The organism is Pontibacter diazotrophicus, assembly GCF_003367245.1.
Taxonomy (GTDB): domain Bacteria; phylum Bacteroidota; class Bacteroidia; order Cytophagales; family Hymenobacteraceae; genus Pontibacter; species Pontibacter diazotrophicus.
Window position 1 is genome coordinate 40,990 of the sequence record NZ_QRGR01000027.1, and the last position, 19,933, is coordinate 60,922.

Here is a 19,933-nt window from a genome sequence, read left to right on the forward strand (position 1 = left end):
CGAGTTGCGCTCTGTTCGTTTAATTTTGAAAGAATTACAACAGAGCGCGGCTTTTGGTCTCTGACAAAGCAACTATATTTTTTACACAGAATTAAAAGACAGCATATTAGAACAAAATGGCAGAAGAAAAAACAAGGAGGCTCAAACAGGTTGCAACTACATTGAACATTGGTACATCTACCATTGTGGACTACCTCTCTGCTAAGGGTTTTGACGTGGAAAACAAACCCACTACCAAAATCACGGCAGAGCAGTTCGGTATGCTGGCTAAAGAGTACGCTTCCTCTATGCAGGACAAGCAGGAAGCGGAAGAAATAAATATAGGTAAGAAGCCGCAAAGCAACCAGGTGATTGAGTCTGAAAAGCACCACCCTGAGCCAAAGAAGCAAAGCGAACCTGAGCAGGAAATCCTGATCAAGAACAGCAGCCAGCCAAAGCAGGAAGCTCCTGCCCCTAAACCGGCAGCGCCCGCTGAGCCCGCTTCTCAGCTACCAGGCATCAAAGTAATAGGCAAAATTGAACTGGATGCCAAAGGCCGTCCTGTTCCAAAACAACCTGCACCTGCACCTGCACCGGCACCAGCCCCTGTAGAGAAACCGGCGCCAGCGCCAGCACCTGAGCCAAAGGCCGCAGAAAATCCTGCTCCTGCTCCTGCTCCTGCTGCAGAAGCACCGCAGGCCGCAACCCCGGCGCCAGAACAGCAGGCTGCCGCACCTGCGCCAGAGCAACCTGCTGTGCCAGCACCTGATAAAACAGAAGCTCCAAAGGCAGAAGCACCAAAAGCTCCTGAGGAGGCTCCTGTTGCACCAGAACAACCAGCTGCAAAGGCTCCTGAGACTCCTGCCAAGCCTACAGAACCGGAAGCACCTGCACCACAACCTGCGAAGCCTGCAGCTGAACAACCAGCCGCAAACGCACCGCAACAGCCAGCACCAGAGAAGGCGCCACAGCAACCGGCCACTCCTGATGCAACTGATGACCAAGAAAATAAAAAGGATATAGAAAAGATTTCAGGAAGAGCAGACCAGTTAAAAGGTCTCACTGTACTTGGCAAAATAGAATTGCCGACAGAATCGCGCAGAAAAGGTTCTAAGCCTGTGGCGTCGTCAGACGACAAGAAAGGCAAGAAGAAAAAGCGCAAACGCATTATTGTAGGCGAAGGTGGCCAGCAGGGTCAGGCGCAAGGCCAGGGACCCGGGCAGGGCAATCAGCGCCCAATCGTTCCATCGCAACACCGCGCTGCAGGCGGAGGAGCCCCCGGAGCACGCCCTCCAAGAGGAGGCAAAGGTGGGCCGAGGCCTGCTACTCCAGCTGGAGGCAGACCTGTAAAAGCGGAGGTTACTGATAAGGAAATCCAGGAGCAGATTAAGGCTACGCTCGCGAAGCTAAGCGGTGGTAAAGGCGGGGGTAACCGAGCCAAATACCGTCGTGAAAAGCGTTCTGCCGTTGCCGATGCCAACGAAGAACGCCGCATGGCAGAGCAGGCAGAGTCTAAGACACTGCGTGTAACAGAGTTCGTGTCGGCCAACGACCTGGCCTCGCTGATGGATGTGAGCGTGAACGACATCATTAAAGTGTGTATGCAGATGGGCATGTTCGTGTCCATCAACCAGCGCCTCGATGCCGAAGCTATCACTGTTATTGCAGATGAGTTTGGCTATGATGTTGACTTTATCACAACAGAAGAAGAACAGGGACTGGAGGATATTGGCGAAGAGAACGAGGAGGATCTGGAAGAACGTGCACCGATTGTCACTATCATGGGTCACGTGGACCACGGTAAAACATCCCTGCTCGACTACATCCGAAGCGCAAACGTTACAGCGGGTGAGGCCGGTGGTATTACGCAGCACATTGGTGCCTATAAGGTGAAAACCGAAAGCGGCCGTACCATTACCTTCCTCGATACACCGGGTCACGAGGCCTTTACGGCCATGCGTGCCCGTGGTGCCAAGGTAACAGACGTTGTAATTATCGTGGTTGCCGCTGACGACTCGGTGATGCCTCAGACAAAAGAGGCCATTAACCACGCGCAGGCAGCTGGTGTACCAATCATCATCGCGCTGAACAAAGTAGATAAGCCAACCGCTAACCCGGATAAAGTAAGAGAAGAGCTTGCTCAGATGAACATCCTGGTGGAAGAATGGGGCGGTAAATACCAGTCGCAGGAAGTATCTGCTAAAACAGGATTAGGTATTCCTGATCTGTTGGAGAAGGTGCTATTGGAAGCAGAGATTCTTGAACTGAAAGCCAACCCTGACCGTGCAGCAATCGGTACCGTGATTGAAGCCTCTCTGGATAAAGGCCGTGGCTATGTAGCTACCGTTCTGGTGCAGACAGGTAACCTGAAAATTGGTGATGTGGTACTGGCCGGTTCTCATTATGGTAGAGTAAAAGCCATGACCAATCACCTTGGCAAGAAAATGAAAGAAGCAGGCCCTTCTACACCGGTGCAGTTACTCGGTTTGGATGGAGCACCACAGGCCGGTGATAAATTCCTGGTAATGGAATCAGAACGTGAGGCACGTGAAATTGCCACAAACCGTTCGCAGGTACAGCGTGAGCAGAGCTTGCGTACACGTAAGCATATTACACTGGATGAGATTGGTCGCCGTCTGGCAATCGGATCGTTCAAGGAGCTTAACGTGATTGTGAAAGGTGACGTGGATGGTTCCGTGGAAGCACTTGCTGACTCCTTGCTGAAGCTGTCGACGCCTGAAGTTCAGGTAAGTATTATCAACAAAGGAGTGGGTGCCATCTCTGAATCTGATGTGTTGCTGGCTTCTGCCTCTGACGCTATTATCATTGGTTTCCAGGTGCGTCCTTCACTGAATGCACGAAAACTGGCAGAGCAGGAGCAGATTGATGTACGCCTGTACTCTATCATCTACGACGCTATAAACGAGGTGAAAGACGCCATGGAAGGTATGCTTGCACCAACACTGAAGGAAGAGATTACAGGTAACGCACAAGTGCGTGACGTATTCAAGATTACGAAGGTGGGTACTATCGCGGGTTGTATGGTGACAGATGGCAGCATACAGCGTAACGCCAAGGTTCGCCTGGTGCGTGATGGCATTGTAGTCCACGACGGTGAAATACTGGCGCTGAAGCGCTTCAAAGATGATGTATCAGAAGTGAAGCAAGGCTATGAGTGTGGTATCAGCCTGAAAAACTACAATGAAATTGAGATGGGAGACGTGATTGAAGCCTACGTAGAAAAAGAAATCAAGCGTACGCTGTAAATCAGAATATACTTTAAAATCAAATCGCCCCAGCTGCTAACGCGGCTGGGGCGATTTGATTTTGAATACGGTCGCTCCTCCTGTCGGGTCACAAGCACTTTACAGGATAACAAATAGGAGCCTACTGCCCACTTTAAGTGTACATATTTCCAAGAGCTGCTTCATGTGCAGCGTTCAGCTGATAATGTTAATTATATGGCAGTAGGAATGTTTAGAAACTTTCGGCCCTGAAGATAAAAAAAGGAAGCCTGCCAGAATATTATCTGGCAGGCTTCCTTTTTTTATCTTCAGGAGAAGTATCGACTACTGGGAGCGGCGCAGGCGGCGCTTATCCCGCTTATGCTTCTTCATCATTTTCTTCTCTTTCTTCAGAATCTCTTTCATCCGCTTGCTGTTCGCTATTTTCTTCTTATCAAAGCTCCTGCGGCGGTCATTTTCATACGCATTAAAACGAGTGTCTAAACCTGCTGCACGGCGATCGGCGGCATCAACTGATGTACCTTTGCGCTCTACCTTTGCGGTACCCCAATACTCATCTTTCGCAGACAGCGTGCTGCTTTGAGAGGTCTGGGCATTCGCTTCAGGGTATAAAAGGATAATTCCAAAAGTAAATATCAGCAGGGTCAGTTTCTTCATATTAATGCTACTTATTTGTGTTTTCAGGTCTATAACGTGAAACCCCTTCTAAAGGTATCACTTAGTTACTTTAACACGAAATAGGAAGCTAAAAGTTCTGATATTTAAAATTTTATGCTATTCTGGCTACACTACTTTATTATTCGGTTCGGTAGCGGAAGTCTCATCTTGCCCTTTCAATAAGTCCCGGATCTCGGCCAGAAGCACCTCCTGTTTATTTGTTGCCGGCGCAGGCTTGGCGGCTTCCTGCTCCCGCAGGCGGTTAACAGTGCGCACCAACAGGAAAATAGCAAACGCAATAATAAGGAAGTTTAAAACGGTCTGCAGAAAATTGCCATACCTCAGCGTAACGGCCGCCTCTACTACCTCTCCGTTTTCTATTACAGCCTGCCGCAGCACCAGTTGTAACCTGGACAGGTCTACGTTGCTCACCAGCAGGCCCAGGGGCGGCATAATAACATCGTCTACCAGCGATTTGGTAATGGCTCCGAATGCAGCACCGATCACCACACCTACCGCCAGGTCTATCACATTCCCTTTAACAGCAAATTTTTTAAACTCTGAAAAGAAACCCATGCACTTTAATGATTTATGAACAAGAAATAATTTGTGAATTTAGCCATTATTCAGATATCGCACACACCTCCCTGCACCAGTGTTACCCGTAGCTTGCCCGATAAGCTGTTTAGGGATTGAACTAAATCACTATCTTTGTAAAAGAAAAAATTGATTTTAACCTGAGTTGGATCAACTTATGACGACATACGAGAACCTGCTGCTTACCCTGGACAATGGCATATTAACAATTACTATTAATAGGGCAGATAAGCTGAATGCGTTGAGCACAGCTACCATAACAGAGATAAGAAGCGCCGTTCAGCAAGTGTATGATGATGCTGCCGTGAAAGGAGCCATCATAACGGGAACGGGTCCAAAGGCTTTTGTGGCTGGCGCTGACATCTCTGAAATTGCTGAACTGAGCGAAGTGACTGCCCGTAGCTTTGCTGAGCGGGGCCAGGAAGTTTTCAGCATGATTGAGCGTTGCAACAAACCCATTATAGCAGCCGTGAACGGTTTTGCCTTAGGGGGAGGTTGCGAACTGGCCATGGCCTGCCACATACGCGTAGCCAGCAATAATGCCCGGCTCGGCCTGCCAGAGGTAAGCCTGGGCATACTGCCTGGGTACGGTGGCACGCAGCGCCTGACACAGTTGGTAGGCAAAGGCAAAGCCATGGAACTGATAATGACCGGCGACATGATTCCTGCAGAAGAGGCGAAAGCGCTTGGATTAATAAACCATGTCGTTCCGCAGGAAGAACTGATGGCTAAATGTGTGCAGATAATGGAGAAGATTATGATCAAGGCACCATTGGCAGTAGGCCTTGTAATTGATTGCATCAATGCGGCGCTCAACAAAGATGAGAACGGTTACCAGACAGAGGCCAATGCCTTTGCCCGCTGCTGTGCATCAGAAGACTTTGTAGAAGGCACGAACGCATTTCTCGAGAAGCGCACGCCGAACTTTACAGGTAACTAAAACTGAGCTACACCCGGCCCTCAACCACATGACATGAGTATAGCCAAGAAATTGGTCGGGCAGACTGCTGCCTATGGCTTAAGTAGTATTGTAGGCAGAGCCCTCAATTACCTGCTCGTACCTATCTACACCGATGTTTTCCTCCCTGAGGAGTATGGTGTGGTTTCTTATCTCTACGCTTTTGTCGGCTTCTTCAACATCCTGTATACCTACGGAATGGAGACGGCCTTTTTCCGTTATGCAAACAAGCCCGGGGCAGACAGAGACAAACTCTACAACGAGGTGCTCAGCCTGATTATATGCAGCAGCGCCATTTTTACAGGTATACTTCTACTTGCTTCCGGGGCCATTGTCGACTATAAAGGTTACCCGGAAGAATACCAGAGTTACATCAACTGGTTAGCTCTGATACTGGCGATAGATGCCATTGTGGCTATTCCGTTTGCCAAGCTGCGCCTGCAGAACAAGCCAATCAAGTTTGCCTCCATTAAGCTGATCAACATCCTGTTGACGGTAGGTGGTAACATTCTCTTCCTGGTGGTTTTCCGCCATATTTACCATGGCGAGTACCTGCAGGAGCTTCGCCCGCTGGTAGAGCCGCTCTATGATCCTGATTTTGGAGTTGGCTACATCTTTCTGATAAACTTGGTGGCCAATGCTCTGCTGATTCCGATGTTGTGGAAGGAGTTCGCCAGCTTAAGGTTTGAACTGAATAAGGAACAGCTGCGCCCTATGCTGCTTTATGCTTACCCGCTCCTGTTTATGGGTTTGGCAGGCATGGTAAACGAGGTCATAGACAGGATTCTGTTGGAGGAGTGGCTGCCGGAAAGCTTCTACCCAAATAAAACTAACATGGCAGTTGTCGGGATATACAGCGCCTGCTATAAACTCTCCATCTTTATGACGCTGGCCATACAGGCCTTCCGTTACGCAGCCGAACCGTTCTTCTTTTCGCAGGCTGAAGAAAAAGATTCGCCTCAGTCATTCGCGCTTATCATGAAGTGGTTTGTGATTGCCTGTGCCTTTATTTTTCTGTTCATCTCAGCTAACTTAGAAGACTTTGCCCTGCTGCTGCGCAGCCCCGAATACCGCGAAGGCATTATGGTGGTACCGGTGCTGCTCCTGGCTAATTTGTTCTTAGGTGTTTATTATAACCTTTCGGTGTGGTTTAAGCTGACTGACAAGACAAGGTTTGGTACTTACATCAGCTTTGCTGGTGCTGCCATTACCATTATATTCAACCTGCTCCTGATTCCGGTGCTGGGGTATATGGGCTCGGCTATAGCTACCTTTATCTGCTACTTCAGTATGGCAACAGCCAGCTACCTGCTTGGCAACCGCCACTATCCCATCCCTTATCCGACCAAAACCATCATAAGCTACATTTTGCTGGCTACAGGCTTAGTATGGTTGGCACTTGGAGTAGATATTGAAAACTTCTGGCTACGCCATGCCTACCATTTAGCCGTTTGTGCTGCCTTCCTGGTCATCGTGTGGTTACGCGAGCGGCCGCGCTTGCTCCTCAAAGCTTAGGCATTATACTTCATGCGTATTATATTTATAGATGATGAACAACAAGAACTTGCTGGTTAACTTCATTAACCAATCCAAACACACGCTTCCCTCCTACCAAACACAGCATTCGGCAGGCATGGACCTGCGGGCAAACCTCGAAGCGCCGGTTACGTTGAAGCCACTGCAGCGCGCACTCATCCCGACGGGCTTGTTTATTGAGTTGCCGGAAGGGCACGAGGCGCAGATTCGTCCGCGCAGCGGCCTGGCTTATAAACACGGTATTTCTATCGTTAACAGTCCGGGTACTATCGATGCCGATTACCGGGGCGAGATAAAGGTACTGCTGGTAAACCTGTCTGATGAGGAGTTTGTGGTAGAGGATGGTGAGCGCATTGCCCAGATGGTAGTAGCCCGGTATGAACGCATCGCATGGCGTGAGGCGGAAGCACTAACTGACACGGAACGCGGTGCAGGCGGCTACGGCAGCACCGGAACCAAATAATTTTTGTAACCCAGGCGCTTTTTTTCGTTAATAATAAAAGGCGAATACGAATACCATATAACAGCATATCACCCCAATTATTAAAATAAATGTAAAATTGCTGCAGCAGCAGACACTCCTGTAGCTTAAACCAATCAAAAATAACTATGAGGATAATCATACCAATGGCGGGAATGGGCAAGCGCATGCGGCCCCATACACTAACTGTTCCTAAACCACTTATCCCAATTGCAGGCAAGCCTATTGTGCAGCGCCTGGTAGAAGACATTGCAAAAGTTTGTGAGGAGCCTATTGAAGAGGTTGCTTTCATTATCGGCCACTTTGGAGACAAGGTAGAGCAGGACCTGAAAAAAATCGCTGCGGCCGTTGGTGCCAAAGGCAGCATCTATTACCAGGAAGAAGCTCTGGGTACAGCCCATGCCATCCTTTGCGCACAGGCTTCTCTGGAAGGCAAAGTAGTGGTAGCCTTCGCAGACACACTTTTCAAAGCCGATTTCCAGCTCGACACCAACGCCGACGGCACCATCTGGGTACAGCGCGTGGAAGATCCGCGTCCTTTTGGCGTGATAAAGCTGAACGAGCAAAACGAGATCACAGATTTTGTGGAGAAACCAGAGCACTTCGTATCTGATCTGGCCATCATCGGAATCTACTATTTCCGCGATGGAGAGTACCTGCGCAGCGAGCTGCAGTACCTGCTGGACAACAACATCAAAGACAAGGGTGAGTTCCAGCTAACCAACGCTTTAGAGAACATGAAGAACAAAGGAACCACCTTTATTCCTGCTGTTATCTCTGAATGGCTCGATTGCGGAAATAAAAACGCAACCGTTTATACTAATCAACGCTATTTAGAGTATATAAAGGATGAGGAAGGCCTGGTGGCCTCATCGGCGAAGCTGGAGAACGCGGTGATTATCCCTCCTGTATACATTGGTGAAAACGCCAGCATTACCAACTCGGTAATCGGCCCGCACGTTTCCATCGGAAACAACACAAGCGTATACAACTCAGTGGTGAGCAACTCGATCATTCAGGAAGACACCGCCCTAAAAAACGGCAACGTTGCAAACTCTATGTTAGGCAACTTTGTTGTATATGAAGGGCGCCCGTCTGACCTCAGCCTCGGCGACTTTAATACGCTTACAGAGTAGATATTTATGAAAACATTCAGAAACCTAATACTTGCCACGTGCTGCCTGGCCTTTGTTGCGTCCGGTGAAAGCAATGCTCAGTCTTCGAAAAAGAGAGCCCGAACTGCAACCGACACGGCCACTGCCCCGCAAAAGCAGGAGCCATCAGCGCGCGACAGGCAAATAAGCGAGGCACTGTTTCTGGATGGAATGAAATATTATATGCTGGAGGACTATCAACAAGCCCTCCAGCTTTTTCAAAAAGCCTACACCGTTACCCCCGACAACGCCGCTTTAAACTATAAGATTGGCGAAACATACCTGCATCTGAAAGACTCCGAGTCGGCAATGCCTTTTGCAAAGGCTGCGGTAACCTTAGAAAAGCAGAACGCTTACTACTACCTCCTGGTAGCGCAGCTCCACACAGAAAACAAACAGTACACCGAAGCTGCCCAGGCTTTCAACGACCTGCTGCGCAATGTGCCTAACTCAGAAGAGTACCTCTTTAACCTGGCCGACCTCTATTTGTCGCAGTCTCGTTTTGAGGACGCCCTGAAAACGTATGAGCGCATTGAGAAGGAATTCGGTGAGATGGAGCAGCTCTTCGTAAACCGCCAGCAGATATACCTGCGCCAGAAGAATATGCCAAAGGCAATTCAGGAAGGTGAGAAACTGTTAGCGACCAACCCAACAGAAATACGCTACTTTTTAGCGCAAGCCGAGCTTCTGAACGCTTCTAAAAAGCCGAATGAAGCGATACAGGTGCTGGACAAGGCGCTACGCATAGAGCCGCACAATCCCTTTGCACACCTCATGCTCTCAGACCTGAACCGCCAGAAAGGCAATAAAGCGGAGGCTGAGAAACAAGTAAAAGAAGCATTTAGCAGCGCAGAACTGGATATTGACACCAAAGTGCGCATCCTGGTTGATTTTATACGCCAGCTACCTAACCCTGAAGTGGAGGGAGTAGCACTGGAGCTTGTTGACCTGACCATTGAAAAACACCCTGACGAAGCCAAAGCTTATGCTGTAGCAGGCGATTTGCAGACGATTGTTGGTAAAAAAGAGAATGCACGCAATAACTACCTTCAGGCTGTAAAGCTAGATGACTCTCATTTCAAGATCTGGCAGCAGATTGTTTTGCTGGATGCAGAACTGTCTGAGGCAAGTGCCATGGTGAAACACTCTGAGCAGGCGTTGGAGCTATTTCCGAACCAGGCCGTATTTTGGTTCTATAACGGCACCGGCCACCTGATTACGAAAAATTATGAAAGAGCCGTAAAATCGCTGGAGCATGGCAAGCGTCTGTCAGCTGGCGAGCCGGAGCTGCTGGTGCAGTTTAACATGCAGTTGGGCGATGGCTATAACTCGCTGAAAGAGTATGAAAAGGCGGACAAGGCATACGAAGCCGTACTGGCACAGGACAAAGACAATGAGCATGTACTAAACAACTACAGCTACTTCCTGTCGCTGCGCAACCAGAACATGGAGAAAGCCATGGAAATGGCAGAGCGACTTGTAAAGCAGCATCCTACCAACCCTACTTACCTTGACACCTATGCCTGGGTACTGTACAAAAGCGGCAAATACACGGAGGCACGTAAGTACCTGGAGCAAGCCGTAGCTATTTCAGACGACGCCACCATTGTAGAGCATTACGGTGATGTGCTATTCAAGCTAGGCAAAAAAGAAGAGGCCGTGAGCCAGTGGCAGAAAGCCAAGCTGAAAGGCGAAGCTTCAGCCTTTATTGACAGGAAAATAAAAGACAGAAAGCTGTATGAGTAAACACATTTTGCTCTGCCTGATAGCAGTGTTCCTGCTGGCAGGCTGCAAAAGAGAAACAGCACCCACCACAGCCTCTGCCACTACAGAAACCATAGGCACGGTATCCGTTAACAATTTTGATTTTGATTACTTCAGCTCTAAAGGGCAACTTTCGCTGAACAGCGCAAAAGAGAATCTGTCGTCGGGTGTCTCTATCCGGATGAAGAAGGACAGCGTGATATGGGTATCGGTGCAACCAGGCCTGGGCATTGAAGCGGCCCGCATGATGCTGACCCAGGACTCTGTATACATAATGAATCGCCTGCAAAAGGAGTATGTGGCCACTGACTATTCTTTTCTTCGCAACAGGTTTCAGGTGGATGTAAACTTTGAGATACTGCAGGCTATCCTTTTGGGCAATTACCAGCAGCAGGGTACAGAAAAAGCTATGGATGAGGGCGACCTGCAGCATGTGCAGCAGATGCGTGAGAACCTGCTGTTCGACTACTTTATTGGCCGCCTGAACAGTAAACTGCAACAGCTGAATGTGCAGGACCAAAACACAGGCAACACCATCACGGTGCTGTACAGCAGCTTTGAGGATATAGGGCAGGAGCCCTTTGCACACGCGCTGGCAGCGCAGGTACTTCAGAAAGGTGAGGTGTCTGACTTTAAAATCAACTACAGCCGTGTAGCAGTCTCTGATGAGGCGCTCTCTTTCCCGTTCAGTGTACCATCTGATTATAAGCGCCCGCCTGTCAATTAAATATCTGAGGCTGTTGGTTCTTCACTTATAGTTTTGCCATCTTTGTAAACTCAGAGTAGAAGAACCACCCTTGTGATGAACGCCCTTTACAGATTCACTTTTTTCCTGTTATTGCTTTGCCTTCCCCTGGCTACCCAGGCCCAGAAAAAGAAAAGCAAAGCGCAGCTGGAAAAAGAGAAGAAAGAAAACCTTAGCCGTATAAAAGAAGCAAACCGCATTCTGCAGCAGACCAAGAAGCAGAAGGAGGCTTCTATTGGCCAGCTAAATGCCATCAAAGAAAAAATAACGGTTCAGAAAGGTGTAATCAGCAACATATCCCGCGAAATAAACTTTATAGAGTCCGATGTACAGGAGACGGAGGGCATTGTAGGGGCACTCCAGAACGACCTCGACAAGTTGAAAGCGGAGTATGCTACCATGGTATACGCTGCCTCCAAGACAGCGAATAGTTACAACAAGCTCATGTTCCTGTTTGCCTCCGACAACTTTAACCAGTTGGTACGGCGCATGCGCTACCTCCAGCAGTATTCAGAATCCCGCAAGAAACAGGTAGAGCAGATAAGCAAGGTGCAGGCTGTTCTCTCCGGCCAGCTGGCGATATTGGAGTCGAAGAAGCAGCAAAAGCAAAGCCTGCTAAGTAAGCAACTATCAGAGAACAAGAACCTGCTCACCCTGCGCCAGCAGCAGGACAGTGTTATCACCAACCTCAGCAAGCAGGAGAAAAACCTGAAACAGGAAGTGGCAAGCCGCCAGGAGTCTGTTAAGAAACTGGACAAACTAATTGCCGACATTGTGCGCGAGGAAATTGCCCGCGCAGCGCGAGCCGCCCGTGCGGCTGGTAAAGCATCCAGCGCCGGTGCAGGCAAAGTTACCCTCACGCCAGAGTTGGCTCTTATCTCCTCTTCTTTTGCAGGTAACAAAGGACGCCTGGCCTGGCCTGTGGAGCGGGGCTTTATCTCCCAGAAATTTGGCCGCCACAACCACCCGGTATTAAAAGGTGTTGTGGTAGAAAATCATGGTGTTGACATACAGACTACTCAGGGAGCCACTGCACGTGCCATTTTTGAAGGCACCGTGCTCACAGTTGCTTCGGTGCCGGGTATGAACAACATTGTGATGGTGCAGCATGGCGACTACTTTACCGTGTATGCAAAGCTGAAAACTGTAACCGTGAAGCCTGGCCAGACAATTAAGTTAAAAGATGTGATTGGCACTGTCTACACTGATAGTGACGGCACCACAGCGCTTCAGTTTCAGGTCTGGAAGAACCAGCAGAACCTGAACCCGGAGACCTGGATTGCGCGCTTGCAGTAAAAAATCATAACCGGTCCATGTTCAACAGGAAAGCCGGTGCCTCAGGATGTGTTTAATAGGCTACACACCCTGAGGCACCAGCTTTTTCGTATCAACACGGTAGAGCCTCACCTCTCAATGATCATTACTTTGCCTGCTTCAGTAGCCTTGGAAGCCTCCATGAAGAGCATGACAGATGCGCCACAACAGCAGGGCTATAAAATAAAAAAACACCCTACAGTGCAGGGTGCCTTTCCAAGCTATGAAAACAAACTTAATACTTTATATGAAAGCAAGCTTCTGAACGCCTGCATCAAAATCGAAATCAAATTTACAACGATATGGCTACAAATGCAACTCTAATGCATTAACTAATAATATCGTTAAATTCTTTTATATATATACTTATATTTAATTGAAAGGTTTTGCAAATCCTTCTTTTTATTTCAAAACAAATGAAAACATTGGTAAGTTGCTTTTGAAGCGGATATTTTAGTGCATTTTGCTCTGCCTATTTCCATCAAAAAGGGAATCAAGACATTCTTTCCCACTTTTCTTGTTTTAGATGGTTCTTACCGGATTTAATAGTCTGCCTAAACTGTTGGTATTTAAGCGAATTATATTTTACCTTACCTGTGTTATTCGTTTGCTGTCGTTTCCAGAGAGATGTTCCTCGTTGCCTTACTGCTTCAGAAGCATCAAAAGCAGCAATATTTTAGCAAGCAGTACAGAGAGGAGGCTTCTTCTAAGATAGTAGGAATGAGCGGGCAGCCATATCTTTTCTATCATAGGTTGCTGATTAACAGACAAATCCCATATTAATTACAGCGTTTAAGAGCGGGATTAAACTTATCTATGCTGTTATGGGTTTAATTAAAATATTAGCTCTAATTTTGTAGCAATCATTTAAACATTTAAAAGATGGAAATTACCAACACACTTTTGTTTATTGGAGGTCTCGGAGGCACAGAAATTTTCTTAATCCTCTTCGTTATCCTGCTTCTTTTCGGTGCTAAGCGTATTCCTGAATTAGCCAGAGGCATGGGCCGCGGCATCCGTGAGTTCAAAGACGCAACGAAGGAAATTAAGAGCGATATCGAGAATTCAGTAAAAGACGACAGCCACACTACTACTAAGTAATTCACCTATAAGCTTTCATTAGCTGTATGTATCTTAGTACTGTATTCCTTTTCCTGGGGGACCTTGGAGGAGGAGAGATGCTTGTCGTTATGATGGCAGTGCTCTTATTGTTTGGTGCTGATAAAATTCCAAGTATAGCACGTTCTTTTGGGCGTGGCATGCGGGAGTTTAAAGATGCGACCAATCAAATCAAAAACGAACTTGAACAATCCATCAAAGACGAACCTAAGTCAAAAATAGATTGAGACAGTATAACTCGCTACACGACATCCGCACGGATATCGCCAATGGGCAGATTACGTGCCGGCAACTGGTAGAACACTATCTACAGAACATCAAAGAAAAGGCAGAACTGAATGCCTTTCTGGAGGTATTTGAGCAGGAAGCAATTACGCAGGCAGACATCGTGGACCACAAAATTGCCAATGGTACAGCCGGGAAACTGGCTGGAATGGTCATCGGCATAAAAGATGTGCTTGCCTATAAGGGGCACAGTCTGCAAGCCTCCAGCAAAATCCTGGACGGCTTTAAATCACTCTACAATGCTTCGGCTGTTGAACGCCTGATCCAGGAAGACGCCATTATCATCGGCCGCCAGAACTGTGACGAGTTTGCCATGGGCGCCTCTAACGAGTCATCTGCCTTCGGCAATGTGCTCAACGCAGACGACACCTCCCGTGTACCGGGGGGCTCTTCAGGTGGTTCGGCTGTGGCGGTGCAGGCCGACCTGTGCCTTGTTTCTATTGGTTCTGATACCGGTGGTTCTGTGCGCCAACCCGCTGCTTTCTGCGGTGTTGTCGGTTTTAAACCTACCTATTCCCGTATTTCACGTTATGGCCTTATCGCCTACGCCTCTTCTTTCGACCAGATTGGGTTTATAGCGAAGAGCGTGGCCGATGCAGCATTGCTGCTGGAGGTAGTAGCCGGCAAAGACGGTATGGATAGTACCGCCAGCGAGCGCGACGTGCCTGCTTATAGCGAGTTACTTTCTACTGACAAGAAATATAAAATCGGCTACATCCGCGACTGCTTCGAAAACGAAGGCCTTGATGCGGAAGTGAAAGAGGCTATACTGGGTGTAAAAGAGATGTTGAAAGACGATGGACACCAGGTAGAGGCGGTAGATTTCCCCTACCTCGACTACATTGTGCCCACGTACTACATCCTCACCACTGCCGAAGCCAGTTCTAACCTAGGCCGCTACGACGGTGTGAAGTATGGCTTCCGGTCTGGAAACGTGACGGATCTGACCTCACTCTATAAAAAGACCCGGGCCGAAGGCTTTGGGCATGAGGTGCAGCGCCGCATCATGCTGGGTACTTTTGTACTGAGTGCCGACTACTATGATGCCTACTACACCAAGGCACAAAAAGTGAGACGACTGATTAAAGAGAAGACGGACGAGTTGCTTCAGGAATACGATTTTCTTATCTTGCCTACAGCTCCTACAACTGCCTTTAAAATTGGGGAGAATATAGAAAATCCGTTGGCCATGTACCTGGCCGATATCTTTACAGTTCAGGCCTCACTTGCAGGTGTGCCAGCCATTTCTATTCCGGCTGGTCGCGATGCTAACGGCCTGTCCATTGGGTTGCAGTTAATGACCCGCTCATTCGAAGAGCCGCAGCTGCTGGCTTTCTCGAATTATATCATGGACAAGATAACCGTTGAAGCATAGATAAAATGCCATGACCTACACAAAATTCTTTACACTGCTCACGGCTGTGGTCTGTAGCGTATGGGGAAACAACACCCCTGCTCTCGGCCACGGCCGTTTGCTTGAAACGCCGTTTACAGCAGTAGGCGACACTTTAAAGGGCAAGACAGCCACCACATCCTTATCCCCGGAAGAGGAGGCCCTGCTGGTGGAACATATCCCGAACGTGCCCAACGACTTGATTGCCGACAGGCTGAGTTGCATTGAAACGGAGATTCCGCTTGAGTTCAACAATTATGTGAGGAATTTTATTGACTACTTTACCATCAGGAACAGGAAGTATTCCCGCATGATGCTCACGCGCGAGAACGTATACTTTCCGATGTATGAGAAGTATCTCAAAAAGCATAACATGCCGATGGAGCTAAAGTATCTCTCCATCGTAGAATCAGGACTTAACCCCAAAGCACAATCACCGGTAGGAGCAGCGGGTCTGTGGCAGTTCATGAAGCCGACCGCCGGCGACTTTGGCTTGAAATTCAACCAGTACATTGACGAGCGCCTGGACCCTGAGAAATCGACCGAAGCAGCCCTTAAGTTCCTGCGCCGCCTGCACAACACCTACGGCGACTGGGAACTGGCCATGGCCGCCTATAACTGTGGCCCCGGCAACGTGAACAAAGCTATCCGCAAAGCTGGTGGCGGCAAAAAGACGTTCTGGGAGATATTCCCGTACCTGCCGAAAGAAACCCGCGGCTATATACCGTCCATGACGGCTGTTATCTATACCATGCATCATGCCGGTGACCATAACATTTTCTCCGACTCCATTCTGTATCAGCCACAGGTAGCCTACCTGGAAGTAACACAGGAACTGGATTTAGACAGGCTCGCTGCTGAACTGCATGTCACCCCGGCAGAACTGATGGCCCTGAACCCGGAGATAAAGAGCACGACTATACCGAAGCACCTGCGCAACTACAAACTGCGCATACCGGCAGAGCGTGCTCCCTTACTAGCCTCTGTGGAAGATAAGAGCTGTATTATGTTAGCCGCTGCTCCTGTAAGCGAACCAGTCAGGAGAAACGAGCCAGCCGAAACCCCGGTGTTACTGGCATCTGCTAAAACGGAGAAGCCGGCAGATAAAAAGGCTGGAAAAGCAACTGAGAAAGCTGTGGACAAAGAGGATGAAACAGCAATAGCTGGAGCTACTCCTGCAGCTGATAAAAAATTAACGTACACAGTACAACGTGGCGATAACCTGACGCAGATTGCCTTGCGCCACCAGGTTACAATTGCACAGCTAAAAGAATGGAACGACCTGAAGGGCAGCAGCATTAAGCCAGACCAGAAACTGGTTATATACAAGCAGGCTACCGCAGAAGAAGAACCCGTTTTGCTTGCCTCTAACGAGGAAGTGCAGCCAGCCGCCAAAGCAACTACCAAACAGGTAAAAGAAAGCGTGCAGGCAGAGCAGGTTATTCACCATGTACAGCCTGGCGATACACTTTGGAACATCTCCCGCAAGTATGACGGCATTAGCATTGAGCAAATCAAGAAGCTGAACAAGCTTAAGTCTGATAACCTGAAGCCTGGCCAGAAGCTCATCCTGAGTTAACAACTTCCGTTCCCTTTAAAAAGAGCACCCTCTGCAGAAGAGGGTGCTCTTTGTTTATCAGCAGGTTAAGGTATTGTAATTTGTACTAAAAAATTGTTAAATTCTGCTCTATAAACTATTGCACCCCTTATCTTTGGAAGCTCAACTTGTATAACCGGCAAATTCTTTTAAAATTGGACTTTAGCCACACAAGAGCCAAAGCCATTCTGCCAAGGCAGAAAACCTACAATACAAACAACAAACGCATTTATGATCAAAGTAAACAGAGAGGACGCACTCAACTATCACATGGACGGCAAACCCGGGAAAATTGAGGTAGTACCAACCAAGATGCTAAGCACCCAGCATGATTTGGCACTGGCCTACTCCCCTGGCGTTGCGGAACCATGCAAAGAAATTCATGCAGATAAGGAAAATGTATATAAGTATACGGCCAAAGGCAACCTCGTTGGTGTCATCTCTAATGGAACGGCAGTATTAGGATTGGGCAATATCGGACCGGACGCGTCTAAGCCGGTAATGGAAGGGAAAGGCGTACTCTTCAAGAAGTTTGCAGGCATTGATGTATTTGATATAGAGATAGACTGTACCGACCCAGATGAGTTTATCCGCATCGTAAAATCACTGGAGCCAACGTTTGGCGGCATTAACCTGGAAGACATCAGGGCGCCGGAGAGTTTTAAGATAGAGGTAGCCCTGAAAGAGCAGATGAATATTCCGCTGATGCACGATGACCAGCATGGCACGGCCATCATCTCTGCAGCGGCTCTTCTGAATGCCCTTGAGCTGACAGGAAAGAAAATAGAGGAGATAAAGGTGGTGATGAATGGCGCCGGCGCCGCCGCTATTGCCTGTGCCAAACTCTATGTAGCCCTCGGCATGAAGATGGACAACATGGTGATGTTGGACAGAGAAGGTGTCGTGCACCCAGACCGTGATGACCTGGATATATACAAGGCACAGTTCGTGACCACGCGCAAAGTAAGAACACTTGCAGAAGCCATGAAAGATGCTGATGTATTTGTAGGACTTTCAGCGGGCAATGTGCTGGCACCGGAGTTGGTGAAGACGATGGCAGCTGACCCGATTATTTTTGCGCTGGCTAATCCTGATCCGGAGATCCCTTACAATGTGGCAATGTCTACGCGCGATGATTTGATTATGGCCACAGGCCGTTCAGACCATCCTAACCAGGTAAACAACGTGCTGGGCTTCCCTTACATTTTCAGAGGAGCCCTTGATGTGCGTGCCACAGAGATAAACGAGGAAATGAAACTGGCCGCTGTACATGCGCTGGCCAATTTAGCCAAAGAGCCCGTGCCTGATGTGGTACTGAAAGCATACAGTGACACCACCATTAACTTCGGTCGCACTTACCTTATTCCAAAACCCCTGGACACACGCCTGATTACCACCATATCACCGGCAGTGGCGAAAGCAGCTATGGACAGTGGTGTGGCCAAGCACCCTATCAGCGACTGGGAGGCGTATGAGCAGGAGCTAAAGGAACGCATCGGAATCGATCAGAAGCTGATGACCCGCATCATAAACCAGGCGAAGAAAGACCCGAAGACAGTTGTGTTTACGGAGGCCGACAACTACAAGATCCTGAAGGCGGCCCAGATTGTAAAAGAGCAGCGCATTGCTAATCCAATACTGCTGGGTAACCGCGAAACCATAGAGGCCATCATTGCAGAGCATAAAATGGACCTGCAAGGGGTAAAGATCATGGATACGTACCAGGAAGATGCCAGACGGGAGGAATACGGTCAGTTACTATATGAGAAGCGTCAACGAAAGGGCCTGACCCTGTTCGACGCCAAGCGCCTGATGCGCGACCGCAACTACTTTGGTAGTATGATGCTGAACAATGGCGAGGCAGATGCGCTGATCTCCGGTCTTACCCGCGATTACTCCAAGACTATTTTACCGGCACTGCAGGTAGTAGGTGTGGAAGAAGGAGTAAACAAGGTGGCAGGTATGTACATTATCCTGAGCCAGCGGGAGCCTTTCTTCTTTGCGGATACCACTGTAAACCTGAACCCAACTGCTGATGAACTGGTTGACATTATTGGTTTAACAGCCCGTACCGTTAAGTTTTTCGACACAGAGCCGCGCGTGGCCATGCTGTCTTACTCTAACTTTGGATCAGTACGCGGGGACGTGCCAAACAAAGCAGCAGAGGCTGTACGAAAGGCAAAGCAACGCTACCCTGAGCTTCTGCTAGATGGTGAAATGCAGGCGAATACAGCCCTGAACCGCAACCTGCTCCGCGAGCATTACCCGTTCAGCGAGTTGGCTGAGAAAGGCGCCAATACCCTGGTATTCCCGGACCTGGCTTCCGGCAATATTGCTTACAAAGTGCTGCAGGAGATTGGGGGCGCTGAGGTAATCGGTCCGGTACTGATGGGGATGCGCAAACCGGTACATATTCTACAGTTAGGCTCTTCTATCCGCGAAATCGTGAATATTGTGTCCATCGCCGTTGTGGATGCCCAGAACTACAATAACCAACACCTATAGATGATAGCCTATATTGATGGCAAACTAACGCACAAAGACCCGACTTATGTCATTATAGACGTAGGGGGCGTAGGTTACCAGATAAAAGTTTCGCTGAACACATACTCTTCGCTGCCAGCCAGTGAGCGCTGTAAGCTGCATACGCACCTGCACATAAAGGAAGATGCACATACGCTCTTTGGTTTTACCACAGCGGCCGAAAAGGAATTGTTTCTGCTTTTGATATCTATTTCAGGCGTGGGCCCCAATACGGGGCTCATGATCCTGTCTTCTTTGTCTGTGGAGGAAGTGCAGCAGGCCATTGCGAGAGAGGATGTGCGGACCATTCAGCAGGTGAAGGGGATTGGGGCCAAAACGGCGCAACGTATCATTCTGGAGCTAAAAGATAAAGTCAGGAAAGAGGCCATGATATCGGATGCCGGAGTGCCTGTTGCGGCACACAATATGAACCGTTCCGAAGCGTTATCTGCATTAGTAACCTTAGGATTTGCGAAGAACGTGGCTGAGAAAACGCTTGACGCTATCGTGAAACGCGAAGGCGGGAATCTGAGCGTAGAGGAGTTGATTAAGTTTGCGTTGAAGTCTTCATAAGAGCATATATCCA

Annotated in this window: 17 protein-coding genes; 15 read left to right on the forward strand and 2 right to left on the reverse strand. The window is 48.7% G+C overall.

Annotated features, from left to right (window positions below; genetic code table 11):
- Positions 1-116: 116 nt before the first annotated feature.
- On the forward strand, positions 117-3,245 hold the full coding sequence (infB, locus tag DXT99_RS20845) for a translation initiation factor IF-2 (protein WP_115567526.1): 3,129 nt from the start codon (positions 117-119) through the stop codon (positions 3,243-3,245).
- 303 nt (positions 3,246-3,548) lie between these two features.
- Here infB and DXT99_RS20850 read toward each other — a convergent pair whose 3' ends face one another.
- The gene (locus tag DXT99_RS20850) at positions 3,549-3,881 is read right to left on the reverse strand and encodes a hypothetical protein (protein WP_115567527.1); all 333 of its coding nucleotides are present in this window, start codon (positions 3,879-3,881) and stop codon (positions 3,549-3,551) included.
- A gap of 126 nt (positions 3,882-4,007) precedes the next feature.
- On the reverse strand, positions 4,008-4,457 hold the full coding sequence (mscL, locus tag DXT99_RS20855) for a large-conductance mechanosensitive channel protein MscL (protein ID WP_115567528.1): 450 nt from the start codon (positions 4,455-4,457) through the stop codon (positions 4,008-4,010).
- Positions 4,458-4,635: 178 nt separating this feature from the next.
- Here mscL and DXT99_RS20860 point away from each other — a divergent pair, with 178 nt between their 5' ends.
- The 14 genes from DXT99_RS20860 (at position 4,636) to ruvA (ending at position 19,920) form a co-directional block, all read left to right on the forward strand.
- Complete coding sequence (locus DXT99_RS20860; protein WP_115567529.1) at positions 4,636-5,418, forward strand: enoyl-CoA hydratase/isomerase family protein; 783 nt, start codon at positions 4,636-4,638, stop codon at positions 5,416-5,418.
- Positions 5,419-5,451: 33 nt separating this feature from the next.
- Positions 5,452-6,951, forward strand: a complete 1,500-nt coding sequence (locus tag DXT99_RS20865) for a lipopolysaccharide biosynthesis protein (RefSeq protein WP_115567530.1) — start codon at positions 5,452-5,454, stop codon at positions 6,949-6,951.
- Positions 6,952-6,985: 34 nt separating this feature from the next.
- Positions 6,986-7,435, forward strand: a complete 450-nt coding sequence (dut, locus tag DXT99_RS20870) for a dUTP diphosphatase (protein WP_115567531.1) — start codon at positions 6,986-6,988, stop codon at positions 7,433-7,435.
- A gap of 146 nt (positions 7,436-7,581) precedes the next feature.
- Positions 7,582-8,589 (forward strand): sugar phosphate nucleotidyltransferase, encoded by a 1,008-nt coding sequence (locus tag DXT99_RS20875; RefSeq protein WP_115567532.1) that lies wholly within the window; start codon positions 7,582-7,584, stop codon positions 8,587-8,589.
- Between the two features lie 6 nt (positions 8,590-8,595).
- The gene (locus DXT99_RS20880) at positions 8,596-10,353 is read left to right on the forward strand and encodes a tetratricopeptide repeat protein (protein WP_115567533.1); all 1,758 of its coding nucleotides are present in this window, start codon (positions 8,596-8,598) and stop codon (positions 10,351-10,353) included.
- The gene (locus DXT99_RS20885) at positions 10,346-11,098 is read left to right on the forward strand and encodes a DUF4292 domain-containing protein (RefSeq protein ID WP_115567534.1); all 753 of its coding nucleotides are present in this window, start codon (positions 10,346-10,348) and stop codon (positions 11,096-11,098) included. Before DXT99_RS20880 ends, DXT99_RS20885 begins: the two co-directional genes overlap by 8 nt.
- 75 nt (positions 11,099-11,173) lie before the next feature.
- Positions 11,174-12,412: a murein hydrolase activator EnvC family protein gene (locus DXT99_RS20890; protein ID WP_115567535.1), complete on the forward strand. Its 1,239-nt coding sequence runs from the start codon at positions 11,174-11,176 to the stop codon at positions 12,410-12,412.
- A 117-nt stretch (positions 12,413-12,529) separates the two neighbouring features.
- Positions 12,530-12,754, forward strand: coding sequence for a hypothetical protein (locus DXT99_RS20895; RefSeq protein ID WP_115567536.1), 225 nt, complete (start codon positions 12,530-12,532; stop codon positions 12,752-12,754).
- A 558-nt stretch (positions 12,755-13,312) separates the two neighbouring features.
- Positions 13,313-13,531, forward strand: coding sequence for a Sec-independent protein translocase subunit TatA/TatB (locus DXT99_RS20900; protein WP_115567537.1), 219 nt, complete (start codon positions 13,313-13,315; stop codon positions 13,529-13,531).
- A gap of 26 nt (positions 13,532-13,557) precedes the next feature.
- On the forward strand, positions 13,558-13,776 hold the full coding sequence (locus tag DXT99_RS20905; protein ID WP_115567538.1) for a Sec-independent protein translocase subunit TatA/TatB: 219 nt from the start codon (positions 13,558-13,560) through the stop codon (positions 13,774-13,776).
- Positions 13,773-15,209 (forward strand): Asp-tRNA(Asn)/Glu-tRNA(Gln) amidotransferase subunit GatA, encoded by a 1,437-nt coding sequence (gene gatA / locus DXT99_RS20910; RefSeq protein WP_115567539.1) that lies wholly within the window; start codon positions 13,773-13,775, stop codon positions 15,207-15,209. The genes DXT99_RS20905 and gatA overlap by 4 nt, the downstream gene beginning before the upstream one ends.
- Positions 15,210-15,219: 10 nt before the next feature.
- A complete protein-coding gene (locus DXT99_RS20915; protein WP_115567540.1) occupies positions 15,220-16,806 on the forward strand; it encodes a lytic transglycosylase domain-containing protein in 1,587 nt (528 codons plus the stop codon).
- Between the two features lie 249 nt (positions 16,807-17,055).
- Positions 17,056-19,329: an NADP-dependent malic enzyme gene (locus tag DXT99_RS20920; protein ID WP_181885207.1), complete on the forward strand. Its 2,274-nt coding sequence runs from the start codon at positions 17,056-17,058 to the stop codon at positions 19,327-19,329.
- On the forward strand, positions 19,330-19,920 hold the full coding sequence (gene ruvA, locus DXT99_RS20925; RefSeq protein ID WP_115567541.1) for a Holliday junction branch migration protein RuvA: 591 nt from the start codon (positions 19,330-19,332) through the stop codon (positions 19,918-19,920).
- Positions 19,921-19,933: the final 13 nt, after the last annotated feature.